12 protein-coding genes, 1 pseudogene and 1 riboswitch are annotated in these 16,333 nt (G+C 70.8%); of the genes and pseudogenes, 6 read left to right on the top strand and 7 right to left on the bottom strand.

All coding sequences use genetic code 11. The features are described 5' to 3' along the window. The first annotated feature begins 22 nt into the window (after positions 1–22). On the top strand, positions 23–901 hold the full coding sequence (locus ABD691_RS21850; RefSeq protein ID WP_344682596.1) for an AAA family ATPase: 879 nt from the start codon (positions 23–25) through the stop codon (positions 899–901). Then, a complete protein-coding gene (locus tag ABD691_RS21855; protein ID WP_344682598.1) occupies positions 898–2,283 on the top strand; it encodes a vWA domain-containing protein in 1,386 nt (461 codons plus the stop codon). Before ABD691_RS21850 ends, ABD691_RS21855 begins: the two co-directional genes overlap by 4 nt. Positions 2,284–2,392: 109 nt before the next feature. On the opposite strand, the gene ABD691_RS21860 is transcribed toward ABD691_RS21855, so the two are convergent. Both ABD691_RS21860 and ABD691_RS21865 read right to left on the bottom strand, forming a co-directional pair. Then, on the bottom strand, positions 2,393–3,493 hold the full coding sequence (locus ABD691_RS21860; RefSeq protein WP_344683492.1) for a glycosyltransferase: 1,101 nt from the start codon (positions 3,491–3,493) through the stop codon (positions 2,393–2,395). A gap of 78 nt (positions 3,494–3,571) precedes the next feature. Then, positions 3,572–4,128, bottom strand: a pseudogene (locus ABD691_RS21865) (zinc-binding dehydrogenase); the annotation flags it as partial. A gap of 140 nt (positions 4,129–4,268) precedes the next feature. Here ABD691_RS21865 and ABD691_RS21870 point away from each other — a divergent pair. Beyond that, positions 4,269–4,439 carry a hypothetical protein gene (locus ABD691_RS21870; protein WP_425565136.1) on the top strand — a complete coding sequence of 57 codons (171 nt, stop codon included), beginning with the start codon at positions 4,269–4,271 and terminating at the stop codon, positions 4,437–4,439. A gap of 102 nt (positions 4,440–4,541) precedes the next feature. On the opposite strand, the gene ABD691_RS21875 is transcribed toward ABD691_RS21870, so the two are convergent. Both ABD691_RS21875 and ABD691_RS21880 read right to left on the bottom strand, forming a co-directional pair. Further along, entirely contained in the window at positions 4,542–4,997 is a 456-nt protein-coding gene (locus ABD691_RS21875; protein ID WP_344682599.1) for an SgcJ/EcaC family oxidoreductase, read from the bottom strand. A gap of 305 nt (positions 4,998–5,302) precedes the next feature. Continuing rightward, positions 5,303–6,172, bottom strand: coding sequence for a LysR family transcriptional regulator (locus ABD691_RS21880; RefSeq protein WP_344682600.1), 870 nt, complete (start codon positions 6,170–6,172; stop codon positions 5,303–5,305). Positions 6,173–6,284: 112 nt separating this feature from the next. On the opposite strand from ABD691_RS21880, the gene ABD691_RS21885 reads away from it, so the two are divergent. Then, positions 6,285–7,589 carry an MFS transporter gene (locus ABD691_RS21885; protein ID WP_344682601.1) on the top strand — a complete coding sequence of 435 codons (1,305 nt, stop codon included), beginning with the start codon at positions 6,285–6,287 and terminating at the stop codon, positions 7,587–7,589. Positions 7,590–7,717: 128 nt separating this feature from the next. Continuing rightward, positions 7,718–7,963, top strand: a riboswitch (cobalamin riboswitch). Positions 7,964–8,105: 142 nt separating this feature from the next. Next, positions 8,106–10,394, top strand: coding sequence for a 5-methyltetrahydropteroyltriglutamate--homocysteine S-methyltransferase (gene metE / locus ABD691_RS21890; RefSeq protein ID WP_344682603.1), 2,289 nt, complete (start codon positions 8,106–8,108; stop codon positions 10,392–10,394). 97 nt (positions 10,395–10,491) lie between these two features. Here the strand turns inward: metE and ABD691_RS21895 are convergent, their stop codons facing one another. Continuing rightward, entirely contained in the window at positions 10,492–11,712 is a 1,221-nt protein-coding gene (locus ABD691_RS21895) for a PucR family transcriptional regulator (RefSeq protein WP_344682605.1), read from the bottom strand. 167 nt (positions 11,713–11,879) lie between these two features. Between ABD691_RS21895 and ABD691_RS21900 the strand changes: the two genes are divergently transcribed. Beyond that, positions 11,880–13,625: an FAD-binding dehydrogenase gene (locus ABD691_RS21900; protein WP_344683494.1), complete on the top strand. Its 1,746-nt coding sequence runs from the start codon at positions 11,880–11,882 to the stop codon at positions 13,623–13,625. Between the two features lie 175 nt (positions 13,626–13,800). Here ABD691_RS21900 and ABD691_RS21905 read toward each other — a convergent pair whose 3' ends face one another. Next, complete coding sequence (locus tag ABD691_RS21905) at positions 13,801–15,309, bottom strand: FAD-dependent oxidoreductase (protein ID WP_344682607.1); 1,509 nt, start codon at positions 15,307–15,309, stop codon at positions 13,801–13,803. 4 nt (positions 15,310–15,313) lie between these two features. After that, complete coding sequence (locus tag ABD691_RS21910) at positions 15,314–16,231, bottom strand: AurF N-oxygenase family protein (protein ID WP_344682609.1); 918 nt, start codon at positions 16,229–16,231, stop codon at positions 15,314–15,316. Positions 16,232–16,333: the final 102 nt, after the last annotated feature.

The raw sequence follows: 16,333 nt of genomic DNA on the forward strand, positions 1-16,333 counted from the left end.
CCGGTAAGAGAGGGGAAGGGACGTGGGCGTGTTCGACACCTCCGACGACGTCGGCGCACGACTGGCCACAGTGGACTACCTGGCGGGCGCGGCCACCGCGACGACGGTTTTCCTGGCCGACCGGCTCGGCAAGCCGTTGCTGATCGAGGGGCCCGCCGGGGTGGGCAAGACCGGGCTGGCGCAGGCGGTCGCCGCCGCCACCGGCGCGGAGCTGATCCGGTTGCAGTGCTATGAGGGCCTGGACGAGGCCCGCGCCCTGTACGAGTGGAACTACGCCACGCAGCTGCTGCGCATCCAGGCCGGGCGGGACGCGGACTGGCAGCGCACCCGCGCCGACATCTTCACCCCCGAGTTCCTGCTGGAGCGCCCGCTGCTGGCGGCGATCCGCCGCGAGGGACCGACGGTGCTGCTCATCGACGAGGTGGACAAGGCCGACCTGGAATTCGAGGCGCTGCTGCTGGAGATCCTGTCGGACTTCCAGGTCACCGTGCCCGAGCTGGGCACGATGCGGGCCCAGCACCGCCCGTTCGTCGTGCTGACCTCCAACGCCGCCCGCGAACTCTCCGAGGCGCTCAAGCGGCGCTGCCTCTACCTGCACATGGACTACCCCACCCCGGAGCGCGAACGCGACATCGTGCTCACCCACGTGCCCGCGCTGGGCGAAACACTGGCGGGCAAGCTCACCGAGGTCGTGGCCGCGCTGCGGAACCTGGAGCTGACCAAGGCACCGTCGATCGCCGAGACGGTCGACTGGGCCCGCTCGCTGCTGGCGCTGGGCATCGACGACCTCGACGACCCGGCGCTGGAGACCACGCTCGGGGTGGTGCTCAAACACCCCGGCGACCACGAGCGCGCCGTGGCCGGGCTGGGACTGCGCGGCGCGGAGGCACCGCGGCGATGAGCCTGCTCGACCGGCACGCCGATTTCCTCGCAGCGCTGCGCGAGCACGGCATCGCCGTCTCCACCGCCGAGGGCATCGATGCCGCCAACGCCCTGGCCGCCGTCGATCTCCTCGATCGCGACGCGGTGCGCGTCGCCTACGCGGCCACGCTGGTCAAACGGCATGGGGACGTAGCGGTCTTCGACGCGTTGTTCGACCTGTGGTTCCCACCGGCCCTCGGCGACGGCCACGCCACCGAGCCCACCGACGCCGGGCCCGCAGTGGAGGTCACCGGCGCCTACGGCACCTCCCCCGAGATCCACGCCGTGCGAACCGAACTCGCCCAGGCGCTGTTCACCGGCGACGACGCTGCGCTGGGCCAGATCGCCCGCCGCGGCGTCGCCCGCTACGGCCGCGTCCCCGGCGCGGGCGGAAGGCCCGGCTCGTGGTCACCGGGCACCGTCCTGGAGCAGCTGGATCCGACAACGCTGCTGGCGGGCCTGGTACGCACCGCCGAGGGGCAACCCATTGGCACCACCGGAACCGCGACGCGCTCCCGCTTCACCGGCCGCATCGACCGGTTCAAACAGCTCGTCAACGCCGAAGCCCACCGGCGCATCGCCGAGCAGAAGGGCCAGCGGTACGTCGCCGACCACCTGACCAAACCCGGGCCGGACCAGGTGTCGTTCCAAAGCGCCTCGCAGGCCGACCTGGCGGCGATGCGCCGGGCCATCCGCCCCCTCGCCCGACAGCTCGCCACCCGCATCAACCGCAGGCGCCGCAACGGCACCCGCAGCGCGATGCTGGACTTCCGCCGCACCCTGCGAGCCGCGCTGGCCACCGGGGGCGTCCCGATGTCACCCCACTTCAGGCCGCACCGACCGCACAAACCCGAACTCGTCGTGCTCTGCGACGTCTCGTCCTCGGTCGCGACTTTCTCGCACTTCGCCCTGCTGCTGGTGTACGCGCTGCACGAGGTGTTCTCCCGCACCCGCGCGTTCACTTTCGTCCGCGACGTCCACGAGGTCACCGACCACCTCCGGCACGGCCGCGACGCCGCCGAAGCCCTGGCCGCGGTCCGACGCGACACCCTCCAGCTCCCGGGCACCGGCACCGACCACGCCCGCGTGTTCAACCACTTCGCCGCTGACCACGCCGACGTGCTCACACCCCGCACCGTCCTCGTCATCCTCGGCGACGCGCGCAACAACCACTACGACCCCGTGCCCGAAGCCCTGGGCCGCCTGGCAGACCGGTGCCGCCGCACGTTGTGGCTCAATCCCGAGCCCCGCGCCGCCTGGGGTACCGGCGACTCGGCCGCGCCCGTCTACGCGGACCGGGTGGAGATGGCCGAGTGCCGCAACCTCGCCCAACTCGCCGACCTCGTGCAGTCCCTGGCCTGACGGGGACGCAGAGCGACGCCAGACCACCGTCGACGATCGTTAGCACGGCCATGCCGGGCATGCCCGCCGAGGCGCCTTGGGAAGCGGTAGTGGTTGGCGATCACCAGGTTCAGCGCCCGCGGCCACCTGCGATCTGCTCGACGACGTCGGCGGGGCTGGGACGAGCGGCGTTCTCGGCGGCGACGGCCTTGGCCCGATCGCGGAAGGCGTCCTCCCCCAACACCCGCCGCACCGCGGGAAAGATCTCGTCCGCGCCGGCAACGCTGATCGCCGCTCCGGCAGCAGTGGCGCGGGCGGCGTTGATCGGCTGATCGGCGCCCTGCGGCCACAGCACCATGGGAATGCCGTGCGCCAAGGCACCGAGGACCGTGCCGGAACCGCCGGCACCGACGACAAGATCCGCGCGGTCGAGAAGCTGGCCAAGCGGCACGAACGGTACGTAGTGCACCTCGGCACCGCCGGGTCGCCGGCTCGGCCGGGCGCCGTCCGTGCCCGGATTCCTCAGCGAAGAGCCCACAGTGGCGATCACGTTGACCTCGTCGCCTGCCATCGCCCCCACCGTCGCGTCGAGCACGTCCGGGTCGGAGAAGATCGTGCCGAGGGTGACCAGCACCGTCGGCTTGGCCGGGTCCGCGAAGGCAGGCGGTTCGAAAGCCGTGTCACGGGGGCGTCGGTGGGCCTGCGCGCGCAGCGGCAGCACGGGAACACTGCTGGACCACTCGGGATCCTGGAACAGCGGCGGGCACGGGTCGACGTAGCTCAGCGGCCCGATGAAGTCCAGCCCGGCGCCCCGGTAACGCGAAGCCGCGACGCGCTCGATCTCGGTGATCACGGCAGGCGTCGCGGGACCGATTCCCACCTGGTACCAGGGGATGCCGAGCGCAGCCGCGACCATCGGCCCGATCGCGTCGTACATCTCGGCCACGATCAGGTCGGGCGCCCACTCGCGGCCGAGGCTGATCGCGTCGCCACCGCCGAGATCCACGCGGGAGCCGCCGAAGATCTCCCCGATGAGTTCGGGCCCCGGCCGGAAGGGATCCTCACCGGTCCGGCGGGCGGCGTCATCGGTGAACTCCATCGCCGTAGGCCCTACGCCCAGGAACTCCACCTCGGCGGCCAGCTCCGGCCCGACCTGGTCCCGTACGTCCTCGCTGGTCGCGAGCGCGACGGTATGCCCTGCCTGGACCGCAGCCCGCATCAACGGGCCCATCGGCAGAACATGGCCGTATGCGGGGGTCGCGCTGAACAGAATTCGCACGAAACCTGCATAGCACGGTGTTGGCCAAGCGACGACCACTACTCGGCGTCCGCGCGTGTGACCGGCACGGCTGTCGATGTGCGCCGCCGCAACCTCGGCGAGCGAGTACGACTTCTCGACCGGGATGCGGAGCTTTCCCCGCGAGATGAGCCCGGCGGCCTCGGCGAGCGAGTACGACTTCTCGATCGGGATGCGGAGCTTTCCCCGCGAGATGAGCCCGGCGGCCTCGGCGAGCGCTTCCGGCATGCTCCCGGCCACGCCGGAGAACCGGACACCGAGCTGCGGACACCGAGATCGGCGATGGAGATCACCTTCCGCGGATCCCCGGTCAGCTCGACGAGCTCGCGGATCACGCCCGAGCCCGCCAGATCGAGAGCCGCGTCGACGTGGCCGAGCTGCCGCACCCGCGCCGATCTCGTCCACCACTCCGGCGGCGTCCTGCCCGACTCCGGCGGGCAACTCGATCGGATGGGTCTCCTGGAACTGGCCTTCACGGATCCGCCAGTCGACGGGGTTCACGCCCGCCAGCCGCACGGCGATGCGCACATGACCTGGCCCCGCGTGCGGCGCCTCGGCACGAGCCGCAGGACGTCCGGACCGCCGAGCCGGACGCCGTGAGCGAAAGAAGGCCGCGACCCGCCAGAAGATCGCGGACGCCGCCCTGCGCCACGAGATCCGGGCCCTGGTGCGGCACTGCACGGCGGAGGACGCCGCCCCGATCTGGCGCATGATCGACGAATCACCTGCCCTGCGGGAGTATGAGGAGTCGATGCGGCTGCGCCACGCGGAATCTCTGGCAACGGCCCTCGCCGCCGATCCCGACCTGCTCCAGACCCCAACGGCGTGCCGGACGATCGCGCGGTTCGCGATCGACGCCTATTCGCTGGCTCGCGGATGAACGAGTTCGGCACGAGCACCGCGCCGGTGACCGGCAAAGGGGCTCGGGATCGCCGACCGCGGTCTCCCCACCCGTCCGTGACGGCCCGCCGACGACGGATCTCTAAGGCTCGTGCGTCCGGTAGTCCACCGCGAACCGCCGTGGACCGTCGGCGACGATGCTCTCCGCCCCGGGGACGATGTCGGTGTTCTGAGCGGTGACGACCGTCCACGAACCCGCGAGCCGCCGCGTCACGAACACCATGATCCCCGTACGTTGGCCGCCGGCGCCTCCACCGGATGCGCGCTGGCCCTCCAACCGCCACTTACCGTGCACGACGGCGATATCGTCGGACAGCTGGCGGACCTCGACACGGCGAATGCTCAGGGTCGATCCGGCGAAGAAGGTGCGCAGGCCGTAGTCATGGGCTTTCCGGATGGCTGAACGTTTGCGCCACCACAGCCCGACGACGTTGACGAAGTCCGCGTCCTCGGCGAACAGCGCCGCGATGCCGTCCGCATCGCCCTCGTTCCACGCCTGGGCGAATCGCGCCGGGACGTCGGCCGGATCGGTCACCATGCACCCAGCGTTTCTCAACCGCAGGGCCCGGTCAAGCGGCGCGGTCGAACTATCGCGCCCCGCAACCCCTAAAAGTCCACTATGGATCGATGCCGAAGTCCTCGTAGATCATCTGGTCGTAGGTGATCTCGCTGCGTCGACGCCGTCCGGTGCGGCCTTCTCCAGCGCCGCGCGCAGCTGTCCGGCGTCGTCACGGCGCCCCTGCCCGCCGCGACCCCGCGCAGTTCCCCGCCCCGGATGGCCTGGACCTCGGACACAATCCCGCCAAACAGATGTCACCCTCCGGCATGCCGCCCGCCGGGCACCTAAGCAACGCGTTCGTGCAGCAGCTGCAGGAAAGCGCGGGCGGCGGGTGAAGATCCGGAAGCCGACCAGACCGCCTGCACCGTCCGCCGGGGAACGCCCGTCATCGCCACACTGGCCACTGTGGACATACCCCGCGCCGCGCCCGCGGGAACCAGACCGACGCCGAGGCCGCGGGCGACGAGCTGTTCCAGCAGAGCGATGGTGTCGGCCTCGAAAGCGACCGTACGAGTGGCACCAGCTGCTTCGAACGCGGCGTCGTTGTGCTTGCGGATGCCCGAGCCCGGCGGCATGTCGACCATGTCCTCCTCCGCGAGCCGTGACGGAGTGGTCCGCGCCTCCCCTGCCAGCGGATGCCCGCGAGGAACGATCGCGGCCAGGTCCTCGTGCGCCAGGACCCGCCCGGTCAGCCCGCGCGAAAGGCTGGCCGTGTCGACGAAAGCGATGTCGCAGGCGTGCTCGCGGACCTCGTGCAGCAGGTCCCGGACCAGCCGGGCGCGCAGCGTGACCTGCACCGCCGGATACCGCTCCCGGTAGACGGCGAGCAGTTCGGGCAGGTCCACCGCGACGAGCGGGGTGATCGTGCCGATGCTCAGCCGGCCACGCACCTGGCTGCCCTCGGCGGCGACCTCACCGCGAGCCCGCTCGATCGCGGCAAGGGCGTCGCGCGCCGGCCCGAGGAACGCCTCGCCTGCCGCGGTGACCTGGACCCCTCGGCTGCCGCGCTCGAACAGGCGCGCCCCCAGCTCCTCCTCCAACCGCGCGATCTGGTGGCTGAGCGCGGACTGCACGACGAAGCAGCGGTGCGCGGCGCGGGTGAAGCTTCCGGTCTCGGCGACCGCGACGGCGTAGGTGATCTGGCGGAGTTCCACGAAGGCCATCGTGTTTCGCGATGACTCGCATGACAAGCATCTGTTGGACTCATGTACCCAGAGCCGAAACCATGAACAACAACAGCCCGCGAACACGCCTCGGAAGGAAAACGTGGCTTCCTCTCAACCGGTAGCGCCGAAGAGTGCGGCCGATCATCGCGCCGACGGCCCGGGACGCGGCACGTTCCTGCTGATGTCGGTGGCCGTCGGGCTGTGCGTGGCGAGCAACTACTACGCGCAGCCCCTGCTCGACACCATCGCCCGCGAGCTGCACCTGTCGTCCGGGTCGGCCTCGCTGGTGGTCACCGGCGCGCAGGTCGGCTACGCCCTCGGCCTGGTCCTCGTCCTGCCGCTGGGCGACCTGGTCGAACGACGCCGCCTGGTGTGCGGGCTGACCCTGGCCACCGCGTTCTCCCTGGCCCTGACCGCGAGCGCGCCCGACGCCGGGCTGCTGCTGGCGGGCACCGCGATCACCGGCCTGCTGTCGGTCACCGCGCAGGTCCTGCTGCCGTTCGCCGCGGACCTGGCCGCTCCCCACCGGCGCGGCCAGGTCGTGGGGACGGTGATGAGCGGCCTGGTGATGGGCATGCTGCTCGCCCGCACCGCCTCCGGAGCGATCGCCACGATCGGCGGCTGGCGCACTGTGTACTGGGCCGCCGCAGTGGTCATGATCGCCCTGACCGTCGCGATGCACCGGGCGCTCCCCCAGTACCGCGGAAACGCCGGACTGCCTTATGGACGGCTGCTCGCCTCCACCGCCCGACTGCTGGCCGACGAACCCGTGCTGCGGGCGCGCGCGGCGATCGGCCTGTTGGCCTTCGCCTGCTTCAGCGTTCTGTGGACATCCCTGGCTTTCCTGCTGTCCGGTCCGGGTTACGGCTTGTCGGACGCCGAGATCGGAACGTTCGGACTGGTCGGTGTGGCGGGCGCGATCGCCGCCCAGCTGGCCGGTCGCCTGGCCGACCGCGGACGGACGAAGCTGACCACGGTCGTCAGCGGGCTGGTCCTGCTCGGCTCCTGGGGTCTGCTGGCGCTCGGCGAACACAGCCTGGCCGCGTTGCTCGGCGGAATCGTGCTCCTCGACCTCGCACATCAAGGCGTGCACATCACCAACCAGTCGCTGATCTACGCGCTGCGACCGAACGCGCGCGGCCGCATCACCTCCGCGTACATGACGTGCTACTTCGCCGGTGGTGCGATCGGTTCGGCTCTGACCGGCGTGGTGCACTCGAACTTCGGGTGGAGCGGAGTGTGCGTGCTGGGCGCCGTGCTGTCCGTCCTGCTGGTCCTGGTGTGGGTGGACAGCGTCATCACGGCCCGGACCCGGCTGTGGGAACTGTGGGCCGTCGCCCGCGCCGCCACCACCGCCGCGGGCCTGCTCGGGCTCATCGCCTTCGTGCTGCGCCTGACCATGTGAGCCGCCGGTGTCCGGCATCACAATTCCGCCATGCAGAGATGCGTATACCGACTTCAGAGCGGATGTCCCGCTCGGGCCCGCACAGGCGGCGGGAGCGGGACGCCCTTGCCAAGCCACCCCGGATCACTAGCCTTGGTGGTGCTGGTGGTTCGTCCGCCCCTGGTCTTCGGCCGGGAGCGGGCGAGGCAAGAGGGAACCCGGTGGGAATCCGGGACTGCCCCGCAGCGGTGAGCGGGAACGACCGCCGTCACCGGTCAGCACGACCGGGACAAGCACTGGGCCGCACGGCCCGGGAAGCGACGGCCAGTAGGAACGTCCGGCCAGGCCGGGAGGCGCCCGCGAGTCCGAAGACCTGCCATCGGTGCGCGCACAACCCGTGCGCGCTGTTCCGAGGTCTCGAGGGAGGACCTTGCGGATGCATCGGCCGGAGCCGTCCCGACGGGCCGCCCGCCGCCGACCCGCGCGCCTCCGCCGCGACCTCGGAGCCACCGCTGTCGAGCTCGCGAGGAGAGGGTTTTGACCACCAAGATCGGATCGACCGTACTCGGCTACCCCCGGATCGGACCGAACCGGGAACTCAAGCGCGCGCTGGAAAGCTACTGGGCCTCCCGCAGCAGCGAGACCGAGCTGCGCGACGTGGCCCGTCAGCTCCGCGTGGACACCTGGCGCTCGCTGAAGGACGCGGGCCTGGACTCGGTGCCCGGCAACACGTTCTCCTACTACGACCAGGTGCTCGACACCGCGGTCACCTTCGGAGCCGTGCCCGCCCGCTACACCGAGCTGGGGCTGAACCCGCTCGACACCTACTTCGCGATGGCCCGCGGTGTGGAGTCCACCCCGCCGCTGGAGATGACGAAGTGGTTCGACACCAACTACCACTACCTGGTTCCGGAAATCGGCCCGGACACCCGGTTCGCGCTGAGCGACCGGACGCCGGTCGAGCAGTACCTGGAGGCCGCGGAGCTGGGCGTCACCACGCGCCCGGTGCTGGTCGGTCCGCTGACGTTCCTGCTGCTGTCCAAGTCCGCCGAAGGCGCTCCCGGCTCGTTCCGGCCGCTGGACAAGCTCGACGAGCTCCTGGCCGCCTACGCCGAACTGCTCGGCGAGCTCAAGCGCGCCGGGGCGGAGTGGGTGCAGCTCGACGAGCCCGCGTTCGCCGCCGACCGCACGCAAGCCGAGCTGGACGCGCTGCGCGCCGCCTACCGCAAGCTGGGTGACCTCCAGGAGCGGCCGAACCTGCTGGTGACCGGCTACTTCGGCGATCTCGGCGACGCGCTGGAGGTGCTTGCCTCCGCGCCGGTCGAGGCGCTCGGCGTCGACCTCGTCGCCGGAACCTCCACAGTGGACAAGTTGTCCACGCTGTCCGGCCTGCGGGACAAGACGCTGGTCGCCGGGCTCGTCGACGGGCGCAACATCTGGCGCACCAATCTGGACCGGGCGCTGACCACCGGCGCGACCCTGCTGGGCCTGGCCGGCGAGCTCGCGGTCAGCACGTCCTGCTCGCTGCTGCACGTGCCCTACGACGTCGAGGCGGAGGCGCAGATCGACCCGCAGGTGAAGTCCTGGCTGGCCTTCGCGGCGCAGAAGGTGCGCGAGGTGGTCGTGCTGGGCCGCGCGCTGCGCGAGGGTCGCGACGCCGTCGCCGACGACCTCGCCGAGGCAGCAGCCGCGGTCGCCGACCGGGCCGGTGCGGAGCGCATCCGCAACAACCGGGTCCGGGCCCGGCTCCAGTCCCTGCGGCCCGAGCACTCGCGCCGCAACGACTACGCGCTTCGCCAGCAGGCGCAGGAGAAGTCGCTGCGGCTTCCGCCGCTGCCGACGACGACGATCGGTTCCTTCCCACAGACGACCGATGTCCGCAAGGCCCGCGCGGAACTGCGCAACGGCACCATCGACGACGCGGCCTACAAGCAGCGCATGCGCGACGAGATCCAGCGCGTCATCAAACTGCAGGAGGACCTCGGCCTGGACGTGCTGGTGCACGGCGAGCCCGAGCGCAACGACATGGTCCAGTACTTCTCGGAGCTGCTGGAGGGATTCGTCAGCACCCACAAGGGCTGGGTGCAGTCCTACGGTTCACGCTGCGTGCGCCCGCCGATCCTGTTCGGCGACGTCTCCCGCCCGAAGCCGATGACCGTCGAATGGGCCACCTACGCCCAGAAGCTGACCGAGAAGCCGGTCAAGGGCATGCTCACCGGCCCGGTGACGATCCTGGCGTGGTCGTTCGTCCGCGACGACCAGCCGCTGGCCGACACCGCCAAGCAGGTGGCCCTGGCCATCCGCGACGAGGTGCACGACCTGGAGGCTGCGGGCATCCGCGTGGTCCAGGTCGACGAGCCCGCCCTGCGCGAACTGCTGCCGCTGCGGTCGGTCCAGCACAAGGAGTACCTGGACTGGGCGGTGGAGTCGTTCCGCCTGGCCACCTCCGGAGTCGCCGACTCCACGCAGATCCACACCCACCTGTGCTACTCGGAGTTCGGCGACGTGATCAACGCGATCGTCGCCCTGGAAGCCGACGTCACCAGCATCGAGGCGGCCCGCTCCCGCATGGAGGTGCTGGCCGACCTCAACGCGGTCGGCTTCGCCAAGGGCGTCGGCCCGGGCGTGTACGACATCCACTCGCCGCGCGTGCCCGAGACCGAAGAGGTCACGGCCCTCCTGCGCGCGGCACTGGAAGCCGTGCCGGCCCAACGACTGTGGGTCAACCCCGACTGCGGCCTGAAGACCCGCGGCTACACCGAGGTCAACGCCGCGCTGAAGAACATGATCAGCGCGACCGCCGCAGTGCGCCCGACACTGCGCTGATCGCTGGGCCGCGGGCGGTGGCGCCTTCTTGGAAGCACCGGTACCGCCCGCGGCCCGCGGACACCGCGATGGCCACCCTTCCGTCGTGACGGCGGCGTCAGTACGGAGTCCGAGCGACAAGTGCCGCCCGCAGGTGTGCTGCGTCGGTGGGGTCGGCGGGGTTGAGCCCGGTGAGCTCGGCGATCTTGCGCACCCGGTAGTCCACAGTGTTCGGGTGGACGTGCAGCAGGCTGGCGGTGCGACGGCGGTTGAGGCCGGTGCCGAGGTGGGTGCGCAGCGTGTCCAGCAGGTCGGGCTCGTCCTCGATCGCTCGAAGTTTGCCCGCCAGCACGTCGCGGGCTGGGCCGGGGCGGGTGAGCTGGTAGTCCAGGGCGAGTTCGTCGAGCGTGTAGATGCCCGGTGGATGCGCGGCCACCGCGAGCTTGCGGAGTTCGTGCGCGGTCCGCGCGGCCTGGGGGATGGCGGGCACCGATGCCGATACCGCGCCCACCGTCACGTCGGCGCCCGCCGCCGTGCCCGCGGCCAGGACCATGTCGTGGACGTGGCGGTCCGGGTCGGGCGTGTCGTCGCGTGCCAGCAGGACCACGCCGCCGTGGCCGTTGAGCCGGGACAGCAGTGGTTGCGGTGACCGGCGTTCCAGCTCCGCGCGGAACCGGCGGAGCTTGCGCCATCTGGCCACGGTCGCGTTGGTGCCCGGGGCGGACTCGTCCGGGTGCGCCGCGATCTCCACGTCGAGCACCGCGTAGCTTCCGGCGAGCCGCATTCCCAGCCGGTCCGCCGCGTCGGTCGTGTCGCCTCCGGCGAGCAGCGCCGACAGCAGGGCCTGCTTCGCGGCGTGCGCGTCGGCCAGGAAGGTGTCCCGCTCCTGGAAGTACACGGCCGAGGCCACCGAGGTGATCTCGCGCAGGTAGCGGAGCAGCAGGCCCACAATTCCGACGAGCGCCCGCATGTCCTCGGGTCCGGCCTGCGCCTGGAAGTGCTCCCACGCCACCCGGACGCCGACGTTGTGCGCATTGAGGACCGCCTCGATCGGTACGCCTTCCTCTGCCCGGTGCAGGATGTCCTCGCGCAGCTCGTTCAGCGACTCCGGGTCTGGGACGCCGCCGTTGCGCAGCATCCGCCCGACCATCGCCATGCCCCGCTCGATGATCCGGGTGATGTCCCCGCGCAGCTCCTCGTCCGGCAGTTCGGCGTAGGCGGGCAGTTCGGCGATCACACCCGCAAGCACGGCGGGCACCAGCCCCGGCGTGGCCGCGGCGAGGGCCTCGTGCAGCGGCGCACCGCGCCAGCGGAGCTCAGGCGCGTTGGATTCGATCACAACGACGACCTCCCAAGACTGGACAATTCACCACCGCCACTCCCCTCCCGCGGAGTCCAGCATGGTAGCCAGACCGTTTACCCGTGGGTAACCGGCCGGACAAGACCGAACGGGCGCAGGAGCTGCTTGTGAACTCTCGTGGGAACGGCCGGATCAGCCGGCGCTCCATGCTCATCACCGGAGGTGCGGTCGCGGCGAGTGCCGCCTGGCCCGCGAGCGCCTCGGCCGCTCCGCGCCGCGCATCCGACGCCGACGCGATCGTGGTGGGCGGCGGGCTGGCCGGGCTGGTGGCCACCGCGGAGCTGGCCGCCGCTGGCCGGAAAGTCCTTCTCCTGGACCAGGAACCCGAGGCGAGCCTCGGCGGGCAGGCGTTCTGGTCGCTCGGCGGGCTGTTCTTCGTCGACTCCGAAGAGCAGCGGCTGGCGGGCATCCACGACTCGCTGGAACTGGCCCGCGCGGACTGGTTCGGCAACGCCGGTTTCGACCGCGGCACCGAGGATCCGCTCGGCGAGGACTACTGGGCCGCCCGCTGGGCCGACGCCTACCTGGAGTTCGCCGCGACCGAGAAGCGGGAGTGGCTGCACGGGATGGGCGTGCGGTGGGTGCCCATCGTCGGCTGGGCCGAGCGGGGCGGCGGGCTCGCCGACGGGCCGGGCAACTCCGTCCCCCGCTTCCACCTCACGCTCGGCACCGGTCCCGGCGTCATGGAGCCGTTCGAGAAGCAGGTGCGCGACGCCGCCGCGCGCGGCCTGGTGTCGTTCCGGTTCCGCCACCAGGTGGACGAGCTCACCGTCACCAACGGCGCCGTGGACGGTGTTCGGGGCGGTGTCCTGGAGCCCAGCGACGCACCGCGCGGCACGCCGAGTTCCCGCACCAGGATCGGAGAATTCGAGCTGCACGCCCCGGTCGTGATCGTGACCTCCGGTGGTATCGGCGGCAACCAGGACCTCGTCCGGCAGAACTGGCCGGACCGGCTGGGCGCACCGCCCAAGCGCATGGTGACCGGAGTTCCGGCGCACGTTGACGGCCGGATGCTGGCGATCAGCGAGCGGGCCGGCGCCCGGCTGGTCAACCGCGACCGGATGTGGCACTACACCGAGGGACTGGCCAACCACAGCCCGATCTGGCCCGAGCACGGCATCCGGGTGCTCGCCGCGCCGTCCTCGCTCTGGTTCGACGCGCGCGGTCGCCGGTTCCCGAGCCCCGGCATCCCGAGCTACGACACCCTCGGAACGCTCAAGCTGATCAAGGACACCGGCTACGACCACTCCTGGTTCGTGCTGAACAAGAAGATCATCGACAAGGAGTTCGTCCTCTCCGGCTCCGAGCAGAACCCCGAGCTGACCCGGAAAGATCTGGCCGCCTACCTGGCGAGCAGGCTGCTGCACGACACCCCGCCGCCGATCAAGGCGTTCCTGGACCGGGGCGAGGACTTCGTCATCGCGAAGACCCTGCCGGAGCTGGTGGCCGGGATGAACCGGCTGGCCGGTTCCGGCCTCGTCGACCCCGCCGACCTGGAACGCCAGATCGTCGCGCGCGACCTCCAGGTGGACAACAACTTCACCAAGGACGAGCAGATCATGGGGATCCGCAACTCGCTGGCCTACGCGGGCGACAGCATCGTGCGCACCACTCCCCTGCACAAGATCCTGGACCCGAGCGCGGGTCCGCTGATCGCCATCAGGATGAACATCCTGACCCGCAAGACGCTCGGCGGGCTCCAGACCGACCTGTCCGGCCGGGTCCTGGACGCGCGGGCCAACCCCGTCCCCGGGCTGTACGCGGCGGGTGAGGTGTCGGGCTTCGGCGGTGGCGGGGTGCACGGCTACCGCGCGCTCGAAGGCACCTTCCTCGGCGGCTGCCTGTTCTCCGGCCGCCAGGCCGGGCGGGCCGCTGCCGAGGCGACGGCCTGACCGGTCATCGGCCCTCGGCGATCAGTCAGACGGACCGCTTCCGCGGCGACAGCCTGACCAGTCCGCGGCCCTCGGGCAGGCGGGCCGCTACCCAAGCGGCGGCCAGACCAACCATCTGCCCTCGATCAGACGGACCACTGCTCAAGCGACGGCCCGACCAACCACCGGCCCCCGATCAAGCCGACCACTGCCGCAAGAGCCGGAAGAACGACGTGCCCCGGTCCTGCCGGCGCGGCAGTTCGCCCGCGATGGCATCCGAGAGCAGCGTGCCGACCGTTTCCTTGGCGCAGACCCGGTTCGCGCCGATGCCGCCGCTGGGACCGCGTTTGATCCAGCCGACGACGTAGGTGCCGGGCGCCACCCGACCTCCGGTGTGCGGAATGGTTCCCGTGTTCTCGTCGAAGGGCAGGCCCGCGAGCCTGACGCCCCGGTAACCGACCGCGCGCACCACCCGGCCCGCCGCGATGTCCACGTCCTCACCAGGACCCGACGCGCGAAGCGCTCGGACCTGCGAGTCGCCGAGGATTTCCCGTGGCGCCGAGTGGAATCGGAGCACGATGCGGCGATTCCCGTGCGGTGGCGGCGCGGACCAGTCGACGGCCTCGCGCGCAACGCCCTGGAGCAGCCGGGCCTTCGAGCCGTCCGGTGCGGTGTCGATCAGCGTCTCGAGCCGCGGATCATGGGTGTCCACAACGAGTTCGACGTCCTCCTGCTGCGCGAGCGCGAGCAGTTCCGGCGTCGTGTAGGCGGCGTCATCCGGTCCGCGGCGTCCCAGGACCACGACTTCCCGGACCTTGCTCGACCGCAACCGGTCCAGGGCCGCGCGGGAAATCGTGGTGTTCTCCAGGGAGTCCGGGTCGGCGGTCAGGATTCTGGCGACGTCGAGGGCGACGTTGCCGTTGCCGATGACCGCGATCCGCTCCGCCGAGAGGTCGATCGCGTCGGCGGGGACGTCCGGGTGCCCGTTGTACCAGGCGACCACGTTGGTGGCCGTGGTGCTGCCGGGCAGGTCCTCACCGGGAATTCCGAGCCTGCGCGCGGAGGAGGCGCCGACGGCGTAGATCACGGCGTCGTGCTCCGCGGCCAGCTCGGCCGCCGTGACGTCCCTGCCGACCTCGACGCCCAGGCGCATGCGAAGCCTGGGGTGGGTGTGGAACCGGGTGAAGGTCTCGCTGATCTTCTTGGTGGACGGGTGGTCCGGCGCCACGCCGAAGCGCACGAGTCCACCGGCGACCGGGAGCCGGTCGATCAGGGTGACCCGGCAGTTGGTGTGCAGGAGCAGGTCCTCCACCGCGTACATGCCCGCGGGCCCGGTGCCGACCACCGCGACGTCCAGCGGCGCGAAGTCGCTGGGGATGTTGCGGTGGAACACCGGCGGCCCCCACTCGTGGAAGTTCGGCCGCGGGCTGGGCCTGGCCGCCGCGGGAGTCCCGGTCGCGTAGTAGGCGGCGTTGACCTCCGCGTACGGCTTGAGGCTCGCGGTCAGGTTCTCCACCGGGAAGATCGCGTCGACCGGGCACGCGTCCGCGCACGCGCCGCAGTCGATGCAGGTGTCCGGGTCGATGTAGAGCATCTCCGCGCTGCCGAAGCCCGGCTCGTCCGGCGTCGGGTGGATGCAGTTGACCGGGCAGACCTTCACGCAGGTCGCGTCGTTGCAGCAGGTTTGGGTGATCGCGTACGGCATGTGCTCAGATCAGGTTCGCGCGCTTGTAGAACCACTGCGCCGGCTTGGTGAGCAGCCCCGCGGAGTTGAGGAACTCCATCAGGCCCGCGCAGCTGGAGCGCAGCATCGACTTGTGGTGCTCGTTGGCCTTCGCCTCGCGGATCGCGCGCTTGGAGTCGAGACCGGCGTTGGCGTACACCTTGTCGTTGACCATGCTGGTCACGATGAAGTACGAGGCGACGGCGACCACGAAGGCGTTGATCTGCTTGCGCAGCCAGCCGGCTCCTTCCAGCCGGGCCTTGGTCTCCTCACGGGCGAACTTCATGTGCCGCGACTCCTCGACCACGTGGATGTTGTTGACGGTCCGCACGAACGGGACGACCCGCTCGTCGCGCATCCAGTCCCGCTGCATGACGTCGAGGACTTCCTCGGCGACCAGGATCGCGGCGTAGGCGGCCTCGCCGAAGGCGGTGGCCTTGAACACGCGGCCGAGTTCGACCACCGCGCGCTTGGGCCGGTACGCCGGGGCGCGCAGCTTCTTCGCGCCGCGGGCGAACATGATCGAGTGCCTGCACTCGTCGGCGATTTCGGTCAGCGCCCACTGGAAAGCGGGGTCGGTCGGGTCCTTGGCGTAGAAGTCCCGCAGCACCATCTGCTGCAGGATCATCTCGAACCAGATGCCGGTGCTGGCCACCGACGCGGCTTCCTGCCTGGTCAGCTCGCGCTGCTGCTCCGGCGTCATCTCGTCCCAGTACGCCGTCCCGTAGAGCGTGCTCCACTCCGGGCTCGCGCCGTGGTAGCTGGTGTCGAGCGGCGTCTCCCAGTCCACTTCCTGGATCGGGTCGTAGGAGAGGATCTCCGACGAGCGCAGCAGGCGATCCGCCATCTCGTGGCGGTCCGGCTGTGGCGTCCCCGCGTGGTCCTGGGCGATGCTGCTGCTCATTAGACGCTCCTGTGAAGGCGAGGGCGGGCTGATCCGTCGCGCAGGTGCAACTGGCGAGTAACAAGCAGTTTCAATGACACCGATCACTGTGTCAATGACCAT

Origin of the sequence: Saccharopolyspora taberi (genome assembly GCF_039534165.1) — a bacterium.
Lineage (GTDB): Bacteria > Actinomycetota > Actinomycetes > Mycobacteriales > Pseudonocardiaceae > Saccharopolyspora_D > Saccharopolyspora_D taberi.